This is a genomic window from Paractinoplanes deccanensis (assembly GCF_016862115.1).
Lineage (GTDB): Bacteria > Actinomycetota > Actinomycetes > Mycobacteriales > Micromonosporaceae > Actinoplanes > Actinoplanes deccanensis.
The window spans coordinates 18,378-37,525 of the sequence record NZ_BOMI01000147.1 but is presented as its reverse complement, the minus strand read 5'-3'; the positions used below and the strand labels follow the sequence as shown (position 1 = coordinate 37,525).

The following is a 19,148-nucleotide window of genomic DNA, read 5'->3' as shown; positions in this document are numbered from 1 at the left end:
TCAGGCCTTCGCCGCCGGCGGCCAGTGTCCTTCGTGGAAGGCGGAGTTGTCGGCGAGCTTCTGCCGCAGCAGCGAGTTGGCGGAGGCGCAGACCGCCTTCAGCGTCTCGGCACCGGCGATCAGCGCCGCGGAGGCCGTCAGCGCCGCGCCGGCCGCGATGACCGGCGCCGCCGGCACGCCGAGGATCGTCGCGCTGGACGCCAGGGCACCGACGATGCCGGTCGCCAGCGCGACCAGGGCGACCACGAGCCCGGCCCAGAAGGCGATGATGCCGGTGGCGACGGTGCTCAGCGCGGTGGAGATGCCGTCGGTCAGCGTCGACTTCACCTTGTCGAGGGCGGCCTTCTGCAGCGGCAGCGTCTGCCGGTACGCGTCGGCGGCGGCACCGTCCCACTTGTCGTCGGCGCCGAGCAGGCCCGCCTCGGCCGTCTGCACCTGGGCGCTGACCGGGCCGCCGACCAGGTCGCTCCACGCGTCGGCGGTGTCGCCCAGCGCCGACGGCGAGCCCATGTGGGACAGGATCTCGTTGAGGTTGGTCCAGACCCGGCCGAGGTAGTCGCAGAACCTGTTCCAGCCCGCAACGACCTTGTCCCGCACGAATCCGGGCAGCCACCCGAGCTTGTCGTTGATCGAGCCCTGCAACTCGGCGGTCTTCGCCTCGATCCGCTCCAGCGTCGAGGTGATCTTGTCGAGCAGGTCGGCTTCGGTGCTACTCGCGGACATCCCACACTCCCTCGAACTGCCGGGCGGCCTTCTCGTCGCTCGCCTCGTACGCCGCGGCCACCGTGTCGAGCGCGACGCCGAGGTCCGCGTACACGGTCGTGGCCTCGCCGAGCAGGCCGGCCACCTTGCCCTGGATCTCGGCGTACGTCCGCATCAGCCCCGTCGGCACGCTCGCCCAGGACAGCTGCGTGTTGTCCAGCGTCAGCGCGGCCGCCTCCTGACCGGCCTGCCCGGTCACCCGCGCGACCCGATCCCACAACTCGGCGTCGCGCCGCAGCGCCTCGATCGCGGCGGTAACGCTCATCCGTTCGCCTCCCCGTCCTCAGTCCGCCAGCCGCAGCCGGCGCGCCAGGCCGAGCGGATCCCGCGTCTCCCGCCGCACCGCACCGAGCGGGCTGTCGGCGATCAACTGCCGCACCCCGTGGGCGGCGGCTTTCTCGTACGCCGAGAGGAAGGCCGCCGTGACCTGCCGCCCCACATTGAGCTCGTGCGCCCCGCGCAGCCACTCCCGGCCGAACCGCACGCTCACCACGTCACCGCCACCGGAAACCGTGACAGCCACATGCCGGTCCGGGCTATGCCCCGTATGGGTGGCGTCCAACGTGGAGCGAAGCTTGCCGGAGACCTCGTCGATCCCCCGCTCGATCCCCTCCACCAGCGCCAGCAGCTCGGCAAGCGCCACCTCCCGGTCGGCCCGCGACATCCGCCGCGTCGCCAGCTCCTGAAGCCGCCGCTGCACCTCGCCGTGATCGGGCGCCGCCGCACCGGCCGGCGCCCCGCCGCCGTACGCCTCACCCCAGGCCGCCAGCCGCCGCACCGAGGCATCACGAGCGGCCTCGACCACCGCCGCGGACAGCCCGTCGTCGCCGAGCGCCCGCCGCCAGCCGGCCCCCACCGTCACCGCGGCGACCCGGCCCTCGTCGTCGAGCCGCACCCGCACGGAACCGGAGGCGTCGACCCCCGGCCCGGCATCGACCGACGCCGCCGACCGCCCGGCGCCGAGCATGGCCTCGCCCTCATCGAGCAGATCGGCCAGCTCAGCGAAGCGCCCTTCCGACACGTTGCCCCCATGCGTGATCGCCACCCCCGTCGGCGACCTCCGACAGTGACAAACCGATCACGCAAAAAGCAACGGTTTCGAGCCATGCGGTCAAACGCCCGCGCCAGGCACTATGCACGTGCACGACCGTCGATCTCCCTACGGCGATGATCGAAGGTCGTTCCGCCAACGCGCGCGGACGCCTTTCAGTCCTTGAGGAGCTGGCGCGCCATCACGATGCGCTGGACCTGGTTGGTGCCCTCGTAGATCTGGGTGATCTTCGCGTCGCGCATCATGCGTTCGACCGGGTAGTCGCGGGTGTAGCCGTAGCCGCCCAGGAGCTGGACCGCGTCGGTGGTGATCTCCATGGCGGCGTCGGAGGCGAAGCACTTCGCGGCCGCGCCGAAGTAGGTCAGGTCGGCGTCGCCTCGTTCGCTCTTGCCGGCGGCGGCGTAGGTCAGCTGGCGGGCCGCCTCGATCTTCATGCCCATGTCGGCGAGCATGAACTGGACGCCCTGGAAGTCGGCGACCGGCTTGCCGAACTGCTTGCGCTCCTTGACGTAGCCCTTGGCGAAGTCGAGCGCGCCCTGCGCGATGCCGAGCGCCTGCGCCGCGATCGTCACGCGGGTGTGGTCGAGGGTGGCCATCGCCGTCGCGAAGCCGGTGCCCTCGGCGCCGATCATGCGGTCGGCGGGGATGCGGACGTTGTCGAAGTAGACCTCGCGGGTGGGCGAGCCCTTGATGCCGAGCTTCTTCTCCGGCGCGCCGAACGAGACGCCCTCGTCCGACTTCTCGACGACGAAGGCCGAGATGCCCCGGGAGCGCAGCGTGGGGTCGGTGACCGCGAAGACCGTGTAGTACTCCGAGACGCCCGCGTTCGTGATCCAGCGCTTCACGCCGTTCAGCACCCAGAAGTCGCCGTCGCGGACCGCGCGGGTGGTCATCGACGCCGCGTCCGAGCCGGCCTCGGGCTCCGACAGGCAGTACGAGAACATCGCCTCGCCCGACGCCACCTTGGGCAGGTAGCGCTGCTTGAGGTCCTCCGACGCCGACAGGAGCAGGGGCATCGTGCCGAGCTTGTTGACCGCCGGGATCAGCGACGACGACGCGCAGGCCCGGGCCACCTCCTCGATCACGATCGCGGTGGCGAGCGCGTCCGCGCCGGCGCCGCCGTACTCGACCGGGATGTGCGGGGCGTGGAAGTCGGAGGCGCGCAGGGCGTCGTACGACGCCTTGGGGAACTCGCTGGTCTCGTCGGCCTCGGCGGCGTTCGGCGCCACGCGCGCGTCGCAGACCTCGCGCACGGCGGCACGGATGGTCTCGTGGTCCTCCGATAGCCGGTAGGCGTCGAACTCAGTCATGGCTGACCCTCTCCAGAGATGCGAAACCCCAACCCGATGTTACTGGCAGGTAGCGTACGCCCGCCAGCCGAACAATCGTTAGGCCAGACGTGATGACGCTTCCCCGCCTGGCCTTCCTCGGCACCGGTTATCTCGGCGCCACGTACGCCATCTGCTTCGCCGAGCTCGGCTACGAGGTGCTCGGGTTCGACGTCGACGAGGCGAAGATATCGAAGCTCGCGAGCGGTGCGGTCCCGTTTCACGAGCCCGGCCTCGACGACCTGCTGCGCCGCAACCTCGCGGCGGGCCGGTTGCGCTTCACCACCGCGTACGAGGACGTGGCCGATTTCGGCGACGTCCACTTCATCTGCGTCGGCACCCCGCAGCGCGCGGACGGCATGGGCGCCGACCTCAGCTACGTGGAGAGCGCCGTGACCCGCCTGGCGCCCCTGCTGCGGCGGCGCGCGCTGATCGTGGGCAAGTCGACGGTGCCGGTCGGCACCGCGGCGTGGGTCGAGCAGCTGGTGGCCAAGCACGCCGACCCCGCGCTGGGCGTCGAGGTCGCCTGGTCACCGGAGTTCCTCCAGGAGGGGTACGCGGTGGAGGACGTCCTGCGGCCCAGCCGCATCGTCTGCGGCGTGGCGAGCGAGTGGGCGCGCGAGCGCCTGCACGCGGCGCACAAGGGCGTCTTCGACCTGGCCGCCACCGAGGATCGCGACGTCCCGGTCGTGGTGACCGATTTCGCCACCGCCGAGCTGGTCAAGGTCGCCGCGAACGCGTTCCTCGCCACCAAGATCAGCTTTATCAACGCGATGGCCGAGGTGTGCGAGGTGGCCGGCGCGGACGTCACCCAGCTGTCCCGCGCGATCGGCTACGACCCGCGCATCGGCAACCGCTTCCTGCAGGCCGGGCTGGGCTTCGGCGGCGGCTGCCTGCCCAAGGACATCCGGGCGTTCCAGGCGCGCGCGCAGGAGCTGGGCGCGGGCGAGGCGCTGCGCTTCCTGCACGAGGTCGACCTGATCAACACGCGGCGCCGCTCCCGGGCGCTGACGCTCGCCGCGCAGCTGCTCGGCCGCCCGGTGGGCCCGGCCGGGCCGGACCTGTCCGGCACGGAGATCGCCGTGCTGGGCGCGACCTTCAAGCCCAACTCCGATGACGTACGCGACGCGCCCAGTCTCGCCGTCGCGGCCGCCCTGTCCGCCGCCGGGGCGCACGTGCGCGTCTACGACCCGCAGGGCATGGACAACGCCCGCCGCGCCCAGCCCGCCCTGGCGTACGCGGAGTCGATGGTCGCCGCCGTGACGGACGTCTCCCTCGTCCTCGTGGCCACCGAATGGCCGGAATTTCGCAACGCCGACCCGGTCGTCCTCGGCGAGCTGGTCGCCGAGCGCAGGGTCATCGACGGCCGGAACTGCCTGGATCCGCGCCAGTGGGCCCGCGCCGGGTGGTCCTATCGGGGGATCGGCCGCCCGCCCGCCTGACACCCTGGCGCGAGGTCTGCGGCGTTTTCTCTGGATCCCTGCCCCCGTGAGCCTGTTCTAATGAGGTGTCGTTTGGGCATGCTCTAGATGGACGGGTGGCCGGCAGGTCGAGGAGGTTCCGTGGCGCAGGCTGAACAGCCCGACAGCTACGACGATGAGCTGGCCCGGATCGAAGCCTCGATCGCGGATCTGAAGATCCGCGACATGGCCGCGGCCAAGGAACGCAGCCAGATCGCCGCCAAGATCCAGGCGGCGCAGTTCCAGCGGGACATCCTGGCGCACGCCAACCAGCAGAAGAAGGCCAAGAAGGCGGCCAAGCCCCGGCGGGTACGCCGTCGCCCCGGCGACGAGTACCCCGATCAGGGCCCGCCGCCCCCGCCGCCCGGCGACACCGTGGTCGACGAGGAGCCGCCTCCTCCGCCGCCGCGCCGCACGGCCCGCCCCGCCGGCCCGCCACCCGACTGGGCCGCGCGCGGGACGGCGCACTCCGGTCCGCCCGGCGTCGCCACCGACGGGGTCACCGCGCTGGTCGACGACCCGCCCCCGACCGAGCGGGTCGCTCCCCCGCCGCGCCGGGTCGCGAGCTTCACCGGCGGCGACGCGCACCCGCCCGAGGCCTCCTCCCAGTCGGTGCAGAACATCACGCTGGCCCTGGGCGCGCTGCTGATCGGCGTCGCCGCCGTCGTCTTCGCCGGCGTCGCGGTGAGCAACCCGCTCGCCCGGGCGCTGATCCTCGCCATGGCCACCGCGATCGCGCTGGTCGCCGCGCCCGGCATCGCGCGGCGCGGGCTGAGCTCGACGGCCGAGACGGTCGCCGGCGTCGGCCTGGTGCTGCTGCCGATGACGTTGTTCGCCCTGCACGGCAGCGAGATGACCGGCGGCACGGACGTGCCCGTCCCGCTCTATCTCGGCATCACCTTCGCGATCACCGCGGTCGCGAGTTTCCTGTACGCGGGCGTGACCCGGCTGGCCGCCCCGCGCTACGCGACCGTCGTCGCCGTGCAACCCGTGCCCCTGCTGCTCGCCGAGCCGATGATCCAGAGCCCGGCCGGATGGGGCATGGCCCTGACGGTCGTGGCCGTGCTCGACCTGCTGCTGCTCACCACGGTGATCCGCCGCGGACGGCTGCTGCCGCGCTGGCCGATCGGCCGCCCGGTCGCCGCCGACCGCGAGACGCTCGCCGAGGCCGACGACGCCCGGCGCGCCGGCCACGCCGACTTCGGCCGCCGCCAGGACGCTCCCGACCCGGCCGACCCCTCGGCCTACGCGGAGGACGCGCCCGCCCGCCCGGAGTCGGCGCCCGAGGAGCCCGACCTGATCATCTCGGGGCTCACCGGGCCGAAGCGGCGCTGGCTGCGCAGCCGCATCTTCCCCGGCCCGCGCCCGGCGGGCGCTCCCGCGGCCGGCTCCGTGCCGCTCGCCCCGCCGGCCACCCCGCCGTCCGCCGACTGGCTGCGCGAGCTCACGTTCGCCCTGCTCTGCGTCGCCACCGCCGGTGCCCTGCTCTATTCCTCGGTGGCGCTGCTCCAGGCCCAGGCCGTGCCCGACGCGGTGCGCTCCGGCCTGATCGTGGTGCTGGCAGCGCTCACCGGCGTGGCCGCCGCGTGGCTGCTCGACAACCTGACCGCCCGCAACATCGCCGGCGGCGTGCTGGCCCTGGCCCTGGCCGGCTCCGCCGCGCGGATCGCCGACGTGGTGTCGCCGCGCTGGACCATCGCGGTCGCCGCCGCCACGGTCGCGGTGGTCGGCGCCCTCGTCACCCTGCTCCCCGCCGAGGTGCGGCGCGGTCCCCAGATCGCCTCGGCGATCGCGCTCGGCATCGTCGGCGTGGTGCTCACCATCGACTGCCTGCGGGCCGGCCTCGCGCCGTTGCAGGCCGCCCGCCCGATCTGGCAGGCCGACACCGAGGGGTACGCGGCGAAGCTGGCCGAGGCCACCCAGGGACAGGGCTGGCTGCTCGCGTTCAGCGCGCTGATCGTCACGATCGCCGCCGCGCTGGCGCTGCCCCGCGACGTCCGCCACGAGGGCGCGGTCGCCGGCGTCGCGCTGACCGCCCTGGCCGTGCCCGCGTCGCTGAGCATGCGCTGGTCGGAGGCGCCCTGGCCGCTGGTCATCGCCGCCGTCGGCATCGGCGCGGCCGGCCTGGCCGCCACCACCCGCCGCATCGCGATCGTGCACGTCGCCGCGGCGGCCGTCGTCGGCCTCTTCGGCGCCGGGTCCGCGCTCAGCGCGCCGTGGCTCACCGCCGCCGTGCTCACCGCGCTGGCCGGCGCCGGCGTGATGATCGCCGTGGCGGCCCGGCAGATCCCGATCCGGCTGTACGCCTGGCTGGTCGGCGACTGGGCGTCCGGTGCCGCCGCGCTGGCCCTGCCCGGCGCCGTGGTCACCGCCGCGCTCGCCGTCTCGGACCGCGGCGACGGGCCGCCGCCCACCGAGGCCGTCACCGTTCCCGCGCTGGCCGTCGGCTTCCTCGCCGTGGCCGCCACGCTGAGCTACGCCGCGGTGTTCCAGGTGGCCCGCCGCGAGATCAGCCTGCCGCTCACCGCCGGCACCGGCCTCGGCGCGATCGCGCTGGCCCTCGCCGCGCTGCTCGCTCCCGGCGCCACCGCGCCCGACGTGTGGGTGGGCGTGCTGCTGCTGGTCGCCGCGGGCCTGCTCTTCTTCGCCAAGTCGATCGACAACGGCCGGCGCAGCGACCGGGTGCTCGACGGCCCCGACATCGCCGCCGCGGCCGCCACCGTCGCCATCTGCGGCGCGCTCGCCCGGGTCTTCGCGCTGGCCTTCCCGAGCGCCCCGCTCGCCGTCGCCGGCGTGGTCGTGCTGATCGTCGCGTTCGGCGTGGCCGTGCTGCCGGCCGACTGGAGCCGCGGGCCCAACCGCGGCCTCGCGGTCGCCGGCATCGTGGTCGGCGCGATCGCCGGCTACCTCGCCCTGGCCGGCGCGGCCCGCGTCATCTCCGTGCTCGGCGACGTGTGGGACGCCGACCTGAGCCGCTACCCCACCCCCGGCGCGGGAGCGTGGCAGGCTCCGTTCGCGCTGCTCATGGTCGCCTTCGCGGCCGCCATCGCCGCGCCGCGCCCGTTCTCCTACCTGATCTCCGCGGTCTGCGGCGCGCTGGCCACGATCGGCGCGCCCTTCGCCCTGGGCCTGCCGTGGTGGTCGCCGCTGCTGATCAGCGCGGCGGTCGCCGTCGGCTACGTGATGGCCGCCGTCGCCACGATCGACCCGCGCGCCGCGCTGTGCCGGGCCGGCGCCGCGGCCGTGGTCCTGCTCTACGCGGTCGGCGCCGGCCTGGCCCGCCCCTGGTCCACCGCGCTGGCGCTGCTCGCGATCGTGATGATCGGCCTGCTCGCCGCCGCGATGGCCCGCTCGCCGGTGGCCGAGATCCCCGACCCGGTCGACGACGAGCTCGCCGCGGAGGGCCCCGGCCGCTTCTGGGCGCCGTTCACGGTGACCGAGAGCGACCTGGCCCGCGACGACACCGGCATGCCCCGCCACCGCGCCCAGATCGGCGGTGCGGCCACCGGCTCGGTGCTGCTGGCGCTGCCCGGCGTGCTGGCCTCGGTCGCCGTCGACCAGGGCCACGACGCCCAGGTCGCGCTCACCGCCGCCCTGGCCGCCTCCAGCCTGAGCCTCGCGCTGCTCGCGCTCGCCGGCCGCTGGATCCCGCAATACCTGCCCTGGGCGACCGTCGGCCTGGTGCTCGGCGCGACCGTGACCGCGTTCGTCTCGATCCCCACCCCCTATTCCACGGCCCTGTACGCGGCGGCCGCCGCCCTGCTCGGCGTGATGGCCGAGCTGCTGCGCGGCTCCACCCCCGCGCCCGGCATCACGCTGGCCCGCGACCACTACTGGTCGAACACGCGCTTCCGCGGCCCGCGCCGCCCGCTCGGCCTGAGCGGCCGCTGGCTCGTCGACCCGGCCACCAGCGCCGTGGTGCTGGCGCTCGTACCCACCGTCCTGGCTCTCTTCTCGATCGCCCCGGCCCTCAAGGCCGCCCTGGTCGACCCGCTGGCCCAGGTGCAGCACATCTGGGACGGCCCGATCCCGGCGCTGTCCCAGCCCGCCTCCGGCTACGTCGACGGCACCAGCGTCCTGGCGATCGTGCTGCTCACCGGCGCCGCCGCGCTGGCCGCGATCGGCTTCGGCGGCAAGGCGTCCGAGGCGGTCCCGGTCATCCTGCCCGGCCTCGCCGTCACCCTGCTGATCGCCCCGATCGCCCTGCACGCCCCGTTCCCGGCCGCGACGTCGGCCGCCCTGGTCGTCTTCACCATCTCGATGCTGGGCCTGGCGCTGACCCCGCCCCCGGTGGCCACCCACGCGTCGCTGCTGCGCACCACGCGCACCATCGTCTTCGTGATCGGCCTGCTGGCCGGCAACGCGGGCCTGGCCGGCAGCCTCGCCCAGCAGCGCCTCACGCTGTTCACCCTCGGCTCGGCCATCGGCGTCGGCCTGGTCGCCGCGCTCGGCGGCCGCAGCCGCCACGCCCGCGTGCTCGGCTGGCTCTTCACCGCCGTGATGGGCCAGTTCTTCGTCCTGACCGCCGCCATCGCCGCCGGCGTCCAGCGCCCCTGGGCCGCCTTCGGCGTCCTCGCGGTCGGCGCGGCCCTGCTGATCCTCGAGGCCACCGTGCCCCGCATGGGCCTGCCGCAATACAAGACGGAGGCCCAGACGGTCGAGTGGAGCGGCTACGCCTCCGCCATCCTCGCCGGCATCCTGGCCTTCGACTCCCCCGCCCACCTGGCCGCCCTCTTCGCCGCCTGGGGCGCCGTGCTGGGCCTGGCCGCCTCCCGCGCGGGCCGCCCCGCCGGCCAGCGCCGCCTGCTGTTCTGGCTGGCGGTGGGCTTCGAGATCGTCGGCTGGTGGCTGTTCATCGCCCTCGCCGACGTGGCGCTGCCCGAGGCGTACACCCTGCCCTTCGCCGCCCTGGCCCTGGTGGTCGGCGTCATCGAGAGCCGCTTCCGCCCCGACCTGAGCAGTTGGGCGGCCTACGGCGTCGCCCTGCTGGCCGCCTTCGTCCCCACCATGGGCATAGTCCTGGCCGGCAACGGCGGCGAGCTCCGCGAGGTCCTCCTCCTGCTCGGCGCCGTGGCCACCCTGATCATCGGCTCCCGCAACCGCCAGCAGGCCCCGGTGGTCGTCGGCGCGCTGGCCACCGTCTTCGCCGCCATCCACTTCGCGGTCACCCTGGTGGGACCGTGGCTGGTGCTGGTACCGCTCGGCGTGATCCTGCTCTGGGTGGGCGCCACGAACGAGAACCGGCGCCGCACCCGCGAGGGGTTGCGGGGCGCGCTGGTCCGCATGCGCTGACCCAAGAGGTACGGAGTAGCGGAAGCACCCGCCGCAAGCATCGGCCTTGGTGGTGGGTCACTTCCCGCGGGCCGCCGCCGGGTTGTACCCGCCACTGACGCTCAACCCGAATCCCTCGTCCCTCCCGGACAGCCATTACCTGCCCGTCCGGGCAGCTCCCCGCTACACCCGATACACCCAGCCGGACAGCGCTGACAGACCGCCAGAACTGACAGCCGGACGAGCCCGGCCAGGTCGCCGCTACAACGCAGCGCCCGCCCAAGCGCGCCATCGGGCCGCCCTACCACCCGCACGTCCGACCGAGCGGCTCCGCCCCAACGCAGCCGGCCTTGGCACTTCGGCGCCGGTCGGCGGGTTTTCCACAACACCCGTTATCCACAGCCAGACAGCGCAAGATCGGGCGGATTTCGCGACAATGGCTGCGTTGGACGGGGGCCCCCTGGGAGGGTGGGCCCTGTGACTGGAGCCGCCTGAGGGGCGAGCCGGCACGACAAACGCTTCGGCGCGTGCTGGGGCGGCGTGGCTCGCGCGGATGATGCCGGCGGTTCCCCAAGCTCACCGCGGGCCGGGCAGGTCGTGCTGATAGAGCAGGCTTCGGTGGGTCGGCACATAACCGAGCGAATCGTTGACCCGCCGCATGGCGGCATTGCTGTCGGCAGTGTCGGCCAGCAGGCCGGCCAGGGCGGGGAACCGCGCGCGGACCCGGGCGATCTGGGCAGCCTTCATCCAGCGTGCCAGACCGTGGCCGCGATGTGCGGGCAGGACGCCCGTGCCGTAGTGCTGGGCGTCGCCTCGGCCGTCGCCGGGGACGACCAGCTCGGTGAAGCCGGCGATCTCGCCGTCGTCGCTCAGGGCCGCGGTGACGCAGAGGATCTCGCCGCGGCGTGACACCGCGTCGGCCACGGCGTGCACGCGGTCGACGTCCCACGGATCGGGGGTGTAGTCGGCGTCGTCCATCGGCATGTCGTCCATCGCGCTGCGCGACCGGGCGAACGTGGCGGCCAGCTCGCCGGGGACGGTGCCCTCCCAGTGGACCAGGCGGTAGCCGCGCACGTCGGCGTGGGTGGGCAGCGGGCCGTCCAGGGGCAGGCGGGTGTAGGTGAGCCGCAGCACCCGGCGCAGCCCGCGAGCGGCGCAGAAGAGGTCGCCGGGGGAATCCTCGCGGACGGGCTGGGTCAGCAGGCTGCGCAGCCCGTCCCGGGTGCCGGCGGCCTCGACGACGGCCTGGAGCAGGCTCGTGCCCACACCGCAGCGGCGCTCGGCGGGATGGACGTCGAGCTCCAGGTCCGCGTAGCCGCCGCCCGGGGGCAGGCGCAGGAAGGCCGTGCCGAGCGGCCGCCCGTCCTCGCCGGAGGCCAGCCAGGCGAGCCGGTTCCGCACCAGCGCATCGACGAGCGGCGTGATCTGCACGGTCATGCCCGCCATTGTGACGGAAGCCGATCAACGGCGGCGCTCAGCCAACGAGCACCGATCAACGGCGGCGCTCAGCCAACGAGCACCGATCAACGGCGGCGCTCAGCCAACGGGCGCCGATCAACGGCGGCGGGCCTCGGCCAACGAGCGCCGATCAACGCGATGGGCCTCAACCGACGGGCGCCGATCAACGGCGGCGGCCGTCAACCGACGGGCCCCGGCCCGGAGCAGCCGGCCTGCGCCGAGGTGGCTGCTCCGGCAGGCAACGGTCAGGCGCGTTCGAGGACGACCACGGGGATCTCGCGGTCCGTCTTCTTCTGGTATTCGTCGTAGTCGGGCCAGACCTCGGCCATCGTGGCCCACATCTCCGGCTTCTCCGCCGGGGTGGCGACGCGGGCACGGGCGGGGAACCGGTCGCCCTTGATCTGGACCTCCACCTCGGGGTCGGCCTGGAGGTTGACGAACCAGGCCGGGGGCGCGTCGGTGCCGCCCTTGGACGCGACCACCAGGTAGTCGTCGCCGTGCTCGCGGAAGATCAGGGCGTGCGAGCGCTCCTCGCCGGACTTGCGGCCCTTGGTGAAGAGGATCAGGATCTCGGTCCCGTTGCGCCAGTGGAAGCCGTCCTCGCCGTCCGTCTCGAGGTAGCGGGCGACGTGCGGTGCGCCGTGCAGGTCAATCGCCGAACTCATGATCACGACCCTACCCGCGGTCCCGGCACCCCGCCCGCCGAAGCCGTCACGCTCCGCCACGCACCGCCCGTCACCGCCCAAAGAAGCCATCACGCTCCGCCAAGCACCGCCCGTCACCGCCCCAAGAAGCCATCACGCTCCGCCAAGCACCGCACGTCAGCGCCTCAGGGAACCGTCACGCTCCGCCAAGCACCGTCACGTCACCGCCCCGAGACCGTCACGCTCCGATGAACTTCGCGATGATCTCGGCGAAGCCCTCGGGCTCCTCCACGTGCCCGAAATGCCCGCTCGCCGTCTGCTCGGCGTACTGCCCGCCCGGAATGCCCGCGGCGATCTCGCGGGACCACGACGGGTCGCAGATCCAGTCGTACGTCCCGGCCACGGCCAGCGTCGGCGCCGTGATCTCGCCGAGCCGGTCGCGCACGTCGAAGTCGGTGCCGTCGCCGAAGACCTTCCAGCTGCGGAACGCGTCCCGGAACGGCTCGAACCGCTCCTCCGCTCCCCAGTAGTCCGCAAAGTACAGCGGCAGCGTCGCCCGGATCCGCGCGGTCGCGCCGGCGTCGGTCGACGGCCAGTCGGCGTCCAGCGCCGCCAGGACCTCCGCCATGGAAGGCCGGTGCGCGAGCCGTTCCCGCTGCCGCTCGGCATTGCGCTGCGCCAGCGCCTCGAAGTCCGGTCCCGTGCACGGCGCCGTCCCGTACAGGATCAGCCCGGTCAGCCGATCCGGTCGCGACAGCGCGTATTTCTGCGCGACGAATCCGCCGTGCGAATGGCCGAGCACATAGGACGCGCCGACATGTTCCACAACGGCGTCGAGAAACGGCACGTACGCGTCGATGCCGTACCCATGGGGATGCGCCGGAAGCCGCCCGGATTCGCCCGTTCCCACCGGTTCGACATAGACCGCGGTCAGATATTCCTCGACGAGCGGCATACGCAGATAGGACCAGTCGATCCCGGGTCCGCCCGAGTGCATCACGCAGATCGGTCCCTCGCCGGCCACATGGAACCGTTGCGCGATCCCATTCACTTCGATGCTGTACGTCTTCAGGGGCTCATCAGGCACAGGCCCAAGTTACGCACGTCCGGCGCTCCGGCGGGCCCCGTGCGCTCGGTTGTGCCCTTGAGGGCGCAAGTGACGGGACAACCCGGCACCGGCACGCGGAGAGTGACCACGACGGAGCCCTCGTGCCGACGGCGGGGACCGGCCGAAAAGGCGTACCTCTTAATGAAGCGCGAGTTGACGCACCAGCAGGGGCGACGGGTTGACGAACGACTCACTGGGCGTGACGACGGTCGGGACCGTCTCGTCACCACCCGTGATGTCTCGCACTGTCGCGGCGCCGGCCGGATCGGCCCAGATGTCCACCCAGTGCAACCGCGACGCCCGCCGGCCCAGCGACACCCGCAGCCGCGCGCAATAGGGACATCCGGGTCGCCAATAGACGATGGCGTGCCCGTCCCGAGCGCTCGCCGCCCGCGCCTCCGCATCGCTCACCGAACGCGGGAATCCCGGCGGCGACGTCACGGCCGCGAAGGCCACGAAAAGCACGAAGACGACCACCGCGGAAACGACACGACCCTGGGCGAGCAGGACCCCGCCGAGAAAGAGGCCCGCAGCAGCCAGAACGATCGACGAACCCCAGCGCCGCACCATGGGACGACCCTACCGCGCCATTCGCCGGAAGCGGCCGGCGGCGCATGGCACGAAACCGTGAGTCGGCCGGCGACGTGATCCTCTTAGGATTCTGGCATCGCGGCGAACGAGACCGCTCAATCGATCCAGAATCACGGGGGAATAGTCATGTTCTTGGTCAACCGCAAGGCTCTGCGCGCCATCGGAATCGCGGCGGGCGCCGTGGCCACCACGGTCCTCTTCACCGCTCCGGCGCAGGCCGCCACCCCCGCCGCCAAGACGCAGGTCAACGGCGCCGAGGTCGGCTTCGTCGCCGCGACCGGCCAGGCCAACTCGCTGGTCGTCACCGTCTCGGGCCGCACGATCACCTTCGACGACAAGGTCGCCGTCAAGGCCGGCAAGGGCTGCAAGGCGGTCAAGGGCGACAAGACCAAGGTCCGCTGCACCGCCACCCGCACGCCGATCCAGGTGAACGTCTTCCTCGGCGACAAGGACGACAAGGTCCAGAACAAGAGCGGGGTGCAGATGTACGCCGCGGGCCACGCCGGCAAGGACACGCTGGTCGGCGGCACCGGCTACGACCGGCTGGCCGGCGGCACCGGCAACGACCTGCTGTACGGCAAGGCCGGCAGCGACTCGCTCTCCGGCGGCCCGGGCCACGACTACCTGGACGACTCGGCGGGCAGCAACTGGATCAGCGGCGGCTCCGGCAACGACACCGTGATCGCCGGCTACGGCAACGACCTGATCTACGGCGACGAGGGCAACGACTCGCTCAACGGCATCGCCGGCAACGACCGCATCTGGGGCGGTGCCGGCAACGACGGGCTCGTCGGCGGCCCGGGCAACGACAGCCTCTACGGCGGCGCCGGCAACGACAGCCTCTACGGCTACGCGGGCAACGACACCCTCGTCGGCGGCACCGGCACGGACAAGCTCTACGGCGGCACCGGCCGCAACACGGTCGTCCAGTAGCCGGGCTATCCCAGGAGCTGGTCGCGGAGCGCGGCGTCCTTCTCGGCGACGAGCTTTTCGAGACCGGCCTGGAAGTTGGACATCTTCGTGCGGAGCGCGGGGTCGCTCGCGCCGAGGATGCGGACGGCGAGCAGGCCGGCGTTGCGGGCGCCACCGATCGAGACGGTGGCGACCGGGACGCCGGCCGGCATCTGGACGATGGACAGCAGCGAGTCCATGCCGTCGAGGTGCTTGAGCGGCACCGGCACGCCGATCACCGGCAGCGGCGTCAGCGCGGCGACCATGCCGGGCAGGTGGGCCGCGCCGCCGGCGCCCGCGATGATGGCCCGCAGGCCGCGGCCGGCGGCGGACTCGGCGTAGTCGACCATCTTGCGCACGGTGCGGTGGGCGGAGACGACGCCCACCTCGAACGGCACCTCGAACTCGGCCAGCGCCAGCGCGGCGGCCTCCATCGTGGGCCAGTCGGAGTCGCTGCCCATGATGATGCCGACCTGGGGCTGGAGTGCCATTACGCGCCTTCCTGGAGCCAGCGGGCGGCGCGGGCCGCGCGGGCCCGCACCGACGTCATGTCGTCACCCAGCACGGTGACGTGGCCGATCTTGCGGCCGGGGCGGACCTGCTTGCCGTAGAGGTGGACGCGGGCGCCGGGGTCCTCGGCGAAGAGGTGGTGCAGGCGCTCGTCGATCGAGATGCCGCCGGGCGCGCCGCCGAGCACGTTGGCCATCACCACGGCCGGGGCGGTCAGCGACGTCTCGCCCATCGGGTAGTCGAGGACGGCGCGCAGGTGCTGCTCGAACTGGGACGTGCGGGCGCCCTCGATGGTCCAGTGGCCGGAGTTGTGCGGGCGCATCGCCAGCTCGTTGACCACGATGCCCTCGTCGGTCTCGAAGAGCTCGACGGCGAGCAGGCCGACGACGCCGAGCGCGTTCGCCAGGTCGATGGCGAGCTGCTGGGCCTGCACGGCCAAATCCTCGGGGAGGCCGGGGGCCGGGGCCAGCACCTCGACGCAGATGCCGTCCTTCTGCACGGTCTCGACCACGGGGTACGCCGCGACCTGGCCGAACGGGGACCGCGCCACCAGGGCCGCGAGCTCGCGCTTGAGCGCGACCTTCTCCTCGACGATCAGCGGGGTGCCGGTGGCGATGAGCTCGGCGGCGGCCTTCTCGTCGTCGAGCACCCAGACGCCACGGCCGTCGTAGCCGCCGCGGGTCGCCTTCGCCACTACGGGCCACCCAATTTCTGACATATCAGAAATATCGTTTACGCGGCGCCAGCGCGGGACGGGCGCCTTCAGGGCGGCCAGCCGCTCCCGCATCATGCCCTTGTCCTGGGCGAAGACGAGCGCCCCCGAGCCGGGGAAGATCTTGACGCCCTCGGCTTCGAGCGCCTCGATGTGCTCGGTGGGCACGTGTTCGTGGTCGAAGGTGACGGCCTCGCAGCCCTTCGCGAACTCGCGCAGCGCCGCCAGGTCGGTGTGGGTGCCGATCCGCACGTCGGCGGCGACCAGCGCCGCGCTGTCGTCGGGCGACTCGCTGAGCACGCGCAGTGATTGGCCGAGGGAGATCGCGGCCTGGTGGGTCATCCGGGCCAGTTGGCCGCCGCCCACCATGCCGACTACGGGCAGACCGGTTCGGGTATCCATCGCACGCCAAGCGTAGCGACGCCCCAGCTCAAGCCTGCAAGCGGGCGATCAGGTCGGCCGGGCTCGTGACCGGCCTCTCACAGACGAAACCCTTGCACACGTACGCCGTGGGCACCCCGTCGAGCAGCGGCCGGTCCGCGAGCAGCGGCACACCGGGCCGATCGGGCTCGCCGGCCACCACCACCGCGCCCGCCGGGGCACTGCGGTGCGCCTCGGCGACCAGCGGATCCCCCACCGGGTCCGTGGTGGCGATCGCGATCTCGTACGGGCCGGACAGCGCCGCCTCGGCCACCGCCGCCGCATAGCCGGCGAAGCGCGGATGCCCGCCGATCAGCGGCCCGACGGTGGCGAGCGCGGCGTCCGCGGCCTCCCGGTACTCCGGTTCCCCGCTGAGCGCGGAGCAGGACACCAGCGCCGCCACGATCGACGACACCCCCGACGGCGTCGCGTTGTCCGTGGGGTCCGCCGGCCGGGTGACAAGCTTCTCGGCGTCGTCCGCGGTGTCGTAGAACCCGCCCTGCCCGGTGGCGAACCGCGCGAGCGCCACGTCGAGCAGCTGCCGCGCGGCGTCGAGCCACCGCCCGTCCGCGGTGAGCTGGTGCACGGCGAGGAACCCCTCCGCCACGCAGCCGTAGTCCTCGAGCACCCCGGCGGGCTCGCCCACCACGCCGTCCCGGGACACGCGCCGCAGCCGCCCGTCGACCACATGCCGCGTGGCCAGCACGTCCGCGATCCGGATCGCCGCTTCCCGCGAGGCGTCGTTGCCGGTCAGGACGGCGTGCTCGGCCAGCGCGGTCACGGCGAGCCCGTTCCAGGAGGCGACCACTTTGTCGTCCCGCGCGGGCTGCGGCCGGTCACGGCGAGCGTCATAGAGCCTCTGCCGTACGCCGCGCCAGCGCTCGGCAAGCGCCGGCTCGGCCGCGTCGATGTCGCGGGCCAGCACCAGCACGCTACTGCCGTGCTCGAACGTCCCCTCCTCGGTGACGTTGAAGAGATCGGCGGCCCAGGCACCGTCCTCCTCGCCGAGCACCTCGGTGAGCTGGGCGGGCGTCCACGCGTACGTCAGCCCCTCGACCCCGTCGGTGTCCGCGTCGAGCGCCGAGGCGAGCCCGCCCTCCGGGGTGCCGAGGTCGCGCAGCAGGAACGTCGCGGTCTCGTCGGCGATCCGCCGCGCGTACACGTCACCGGTGAGCCGCCAGAGCTGGGTGTACGCCCGCAGCAGCAGCGCGTTGTCGTACAGCATCTTCTCGAAATGCGGCACGGTCCAGGTGGCGTCCACCGCGTAGCGCGCGAACCCCCCACCGAGCTGGTCGTAGATGCCCCCGCGCCCCATCCGCTCGGCAGCGTGCCGGACGACCTCGAGCGCCTCGGCGGACCCGGTCCGCTGGTGATGGCGCAGCAGGAAGAGCATCCCCATGTGCGGCGGAAACTTCGGCGCCCCACCGAACCCGCCGTTGATCTCGTCCTGCTCCTTGAGCAGCCCCGAAGCCCCCGCCTCGAGCAGCTCCGCCGAGATCGGCGCCACCGGCCCGCCGACGAGCTGCGCCCCGCCGATCGCCTTGACCACGGAGGCACCCTGCTCGATCACCTGCGCCCGCTGCTCCTGCCATGCCTTGGTGACGGAGGTGATCAAGCGCCCGAAGTTGCTCTTGGGGTAGTAGGTGCCACAGAAGAACGGCTCACCCGTAGGCGTGGCAAAGACGGTCATGGGCCACCCACCCTGCCCCGTCATAGCCTGCGTAGCGGTCATGTAGACGGCGTCGACGTCGGGCCGCTCCTCCCGATCCACCTTGATCGACACAAAGCCGTCGTTCAACAGCTTGGCGATCTGCTCGTCCTCGAAGGACTCATGCGCCATCACATGACACCAGTGACAGGCCGCATACCCCACCGAGATCAGCACCGGCACATCCCGCCGCCGCGCCTCGGCGAACGCCTCCTCCCCCCATTGCCACCAGTCAACGGGGTTGTCCTTGTGCTGAAGCAGATAGGGAGACGTCGCATCACCGAGGCGGTTGGCCATGCTTCCACCCTCTCACGGCCCGTTCCCCGACGCGCCCTGAGCGCTAGACGACCGCTCCCCGTTCCCACTCCCCACCACACCATCCGGCGAGACCGTCCGTCACGGCCCCGCTTGCCGCGCCCACACATGCCGCCCACCCCTGCACCGCCGCGCTCGGCCACCGTTGCCCTCGGCCGCCCCCGCCACGCCGCGCCGTTGCTCTCGGCGGCCACGCCGCGCCGGCATGCCCCACGCACGCCACGACGCCCACGCACGCTCACCGCCGCCCAGACCGCATCGCCGGCTGCCCGCGGCGCACCACCAACCCGCCATGTCGCCACCCACGCCGACGCCAGCGGCTACCCCCGCGCACCACCTCACCCGCGCCAGACGCCCACCCACGCCGCTCGACGGTCGCGGACACCGCTGGCTACCCCGACCCGAGCCACCGCACCCGCGCCACGACGCCCGCCGCCCACACCGCACCGCCCGCCACCCACCACCGCACCGCCGCCGCCCACCACCGCACCGCCCGCCACCCGCACCGCCAGCCACCCGAAGCGCACCGCCCGCCGCCTGAAGCGCACTGCCCCACCCAACCGCGCCGCGCCCGTCAGTGCCACTTCGCTGTCCACAGAACTGGTTATCCACAGGCGCCGCGGCAAGATCGCCCGCATTCCGCGACACTGATGCCCAGAGGCGGGGGTCCCCCTGGGAGGGCGGGCCTGTGGGCGGGCCTGTGGGCGGGCCTGTGGGCGGACCTGTGGGCGGACCAACGGACGGGAGACGGCGAGCGGCAAGACAGGAATCGACGAGAGCGCAAACCCCCGATAGCCGCCAAAGCCACGCAAACGCCCGCACCCAAGACCAACAACCTGGGCCGACCCCAGCCGACCGC

14 protein-coding genes are annotated in these 19,148 nt (G+C 73.1%); 3 read left to right on the top strand and 11 right to left on the bottom strand.

The window, feature by feature from the left end:
• From Ade02nite_RS36290 to Ade02nite_RS36275, 4 genes are all read right to left on the bottom strand, one after another.
• Entirely contained in the window at positions 1-723 is a 723-nt protein-coding gene (locus Ade02nite_RS36290) for a hypothetical protein (RefSeq protein WP_203773687.1), read from the bottom strand.
• Entirely contained in the window at positions 710-1,027 is a 318-nt protein-coding gene (locus tag Ade02nite_RS36285) for a hypothetical protein (RefSeq protein WP_203773685.1), read from the bottom strand. Before Ade02nite_RS36285 ends, Ade02nite_RS36290 begins: the two co-directional genes overlap by 14 nt.
• 18 nt (positions 1,028-1,045) lie before the next feature.
• Complete coding sequence (locus tag Ade02nite_RS36280) at positions 1,046-1,807, bottom strand: hypothetical protein (protein WP_203773682.1); 762 nt, start codon at positions 1,805-1,807, stop codon at positions 1,046-1,048.
• Between the two features lie 161 nt (positions 1,808-1,968).
• Positions 1,969-3,123 carry an acyl-CoA dehydrogenase family protein gene (locus Ade02nite_RS36275; RefSeq protein WP_203773680.1) on the bottom strand — a complete coding sequence of 385 codons (1,155 nt, stop codon included), beginning with the start codon at positions 3,121-3,123 and terminating at the stop codon, positions 1,969-1,971.
• Positions 3,124-3,215: 92 nt separating this feature from the next.
• On the opposite strand from Ade02nite_RS36275, the gene Ade02nite_RS36270 reads away from it, so the two are divergent.
• On the top strand, positions 3,216-4,583 hold the full coding sequence (locus Ade02nite_RS36270; RefSeq protein ID WP_203773678.1) for a UDP-glucose dehydrogenase family protein: 1,368 nt from the start codon (positions 3,216-3,218) through the stop codon (positions 4,581-4,583).
• A 120-nt stretch (positions 4,584-4,703) separates the two neighbouring features.
• Entirely contained in the window at positions 4,704-9,893 is a 5,190-nt protein-coding gene (locus Ade02nite_RS36265) for an SCO7613 C-terminal domain-containing membrane protein (protein ID WP_203773676.1), read from the top strand.
• Between the two features lie 555 nt (positions 9,894-10,448).
• On the opposite strand, the gene Ade02nite_RS36260 is transcribed toward Ade02nite_RS36265, so the two are convergent.
• The 4 genes from Ade02nite_RS36260 to Ade02nite_RS36245 form a co-directional block, all read right to left on the bottom strand.
• Positions 10,449-11,309: a GNAT family N-acetyltransferase gene (locus Ade02nite_RS36260; protein ID WP_203773674.1), complete on the bottom strand. Its 861-nt coding sequence runs from the start codon at positions 11,307-11,309 to the stop codon at positions 10,449-10,451.
• Between the two features lie 266 nt (positions 11,310-11,575).
• A complete protein-coding gene (locus Ade02nite_RS36255) occupies positions 11,576-11,995 on the bottom strand; it encodes a nitroreductase family deazaflavin-dependent oxidoreductase (RefSeq protein ID WP_203773672.1) in 420 nt (139 codons plus the stop codon).
• Positions 11,996-12,212: 217 nt separating this feature from the next.
• Positions 12,213-13,061 (bottom strand): alpha/beta fold hydrolase, encoded by an 849-nt coding sequence (locus tag Ade02nite_RS36250; protein WP_239169311.1) that lies wholly within the window; start codon positions 13,059-13,061, stop codon positions 12,213-12,215.
• A 159-nt stretch (positions 13,062-13,220) separates the two neighbouring features.
• On the bottom strand, positions 13,221-13,652 hold the full coding sequence (locus tag Ade02nite_RS36245; protein WP_203773670.1) for a glutaredoxin domain-containing protein: 432 nt from the start codon (positions 13,650-13,652) through the stop codon (positions 13,221-13,223).
• Positions 13,653-13,799: 147 nt separating this feature from the next.
• On the opposite strand from Ade02nite_RS36245, the gene Ade02nite_RS36240 reads away from it, so the two are divergent.
• The gene (locus Ade02nite_RS36240) at positions 13,800-14,606 is read left to right on the top strand and encodes a calcium-binding protein (protein WP_203773667.1); all 807 of its coding nucleotides are present in this window, start codon (positions 13,800-13,802) and stop codon (positions 14,604-14,606) included.
• A gap of 5 nt (positions 14,607-14,611) precedes the next feature.
• Here Ade02nite_RS36240 and purE read toward each other — a convergent pair whose 3' ends face one another.
• The 3 genes from purE to Ade02nite_RS36225 are packed head-to-tail and all read right to left on the bottom strand — an operon-like array spanning position 14,612 to position 18,271.
• Entirely contained in the window at positions 14,612-15,115 is a 504-nt protein-coding gene (gene purE, locus Ade02nite_RS36235; RefSeq protein ID WP_203773665.1) for a 5-(carboxyamino)imidazole ribonucleotide mutase, read from the bottom strand.
• Positions 15,115-16,248, bottom strand: coding sequence for a 5-(carboxyamino)imidazole ribonucleotide synthase (locus Ade02nite_RS36230; protein ID WP_203773663.1), 1,134 nt, complete (start codon positions 16,246-16,248; stop codon positions 15,115-15,117). The genes purE and Ade02nite_RS36230 overlap by 1 nt, the downstream gene beginning before the upstream one ends.
• A gap of 28 nt (positions 16,249-16,276) precedes the next feature.
• Entirely contained in the window at positions 16,277-18,271 is a 1,995-nt protein-coding gene (locus Ade02nite_RS36225; RefSeq protein ID WP_203773661.1) for a thioredoxin domain-containing protein, read from the bottom strand.
• Between the last annotated feature and the right edge of the window lie 877 nt (positions 18,272-19,148).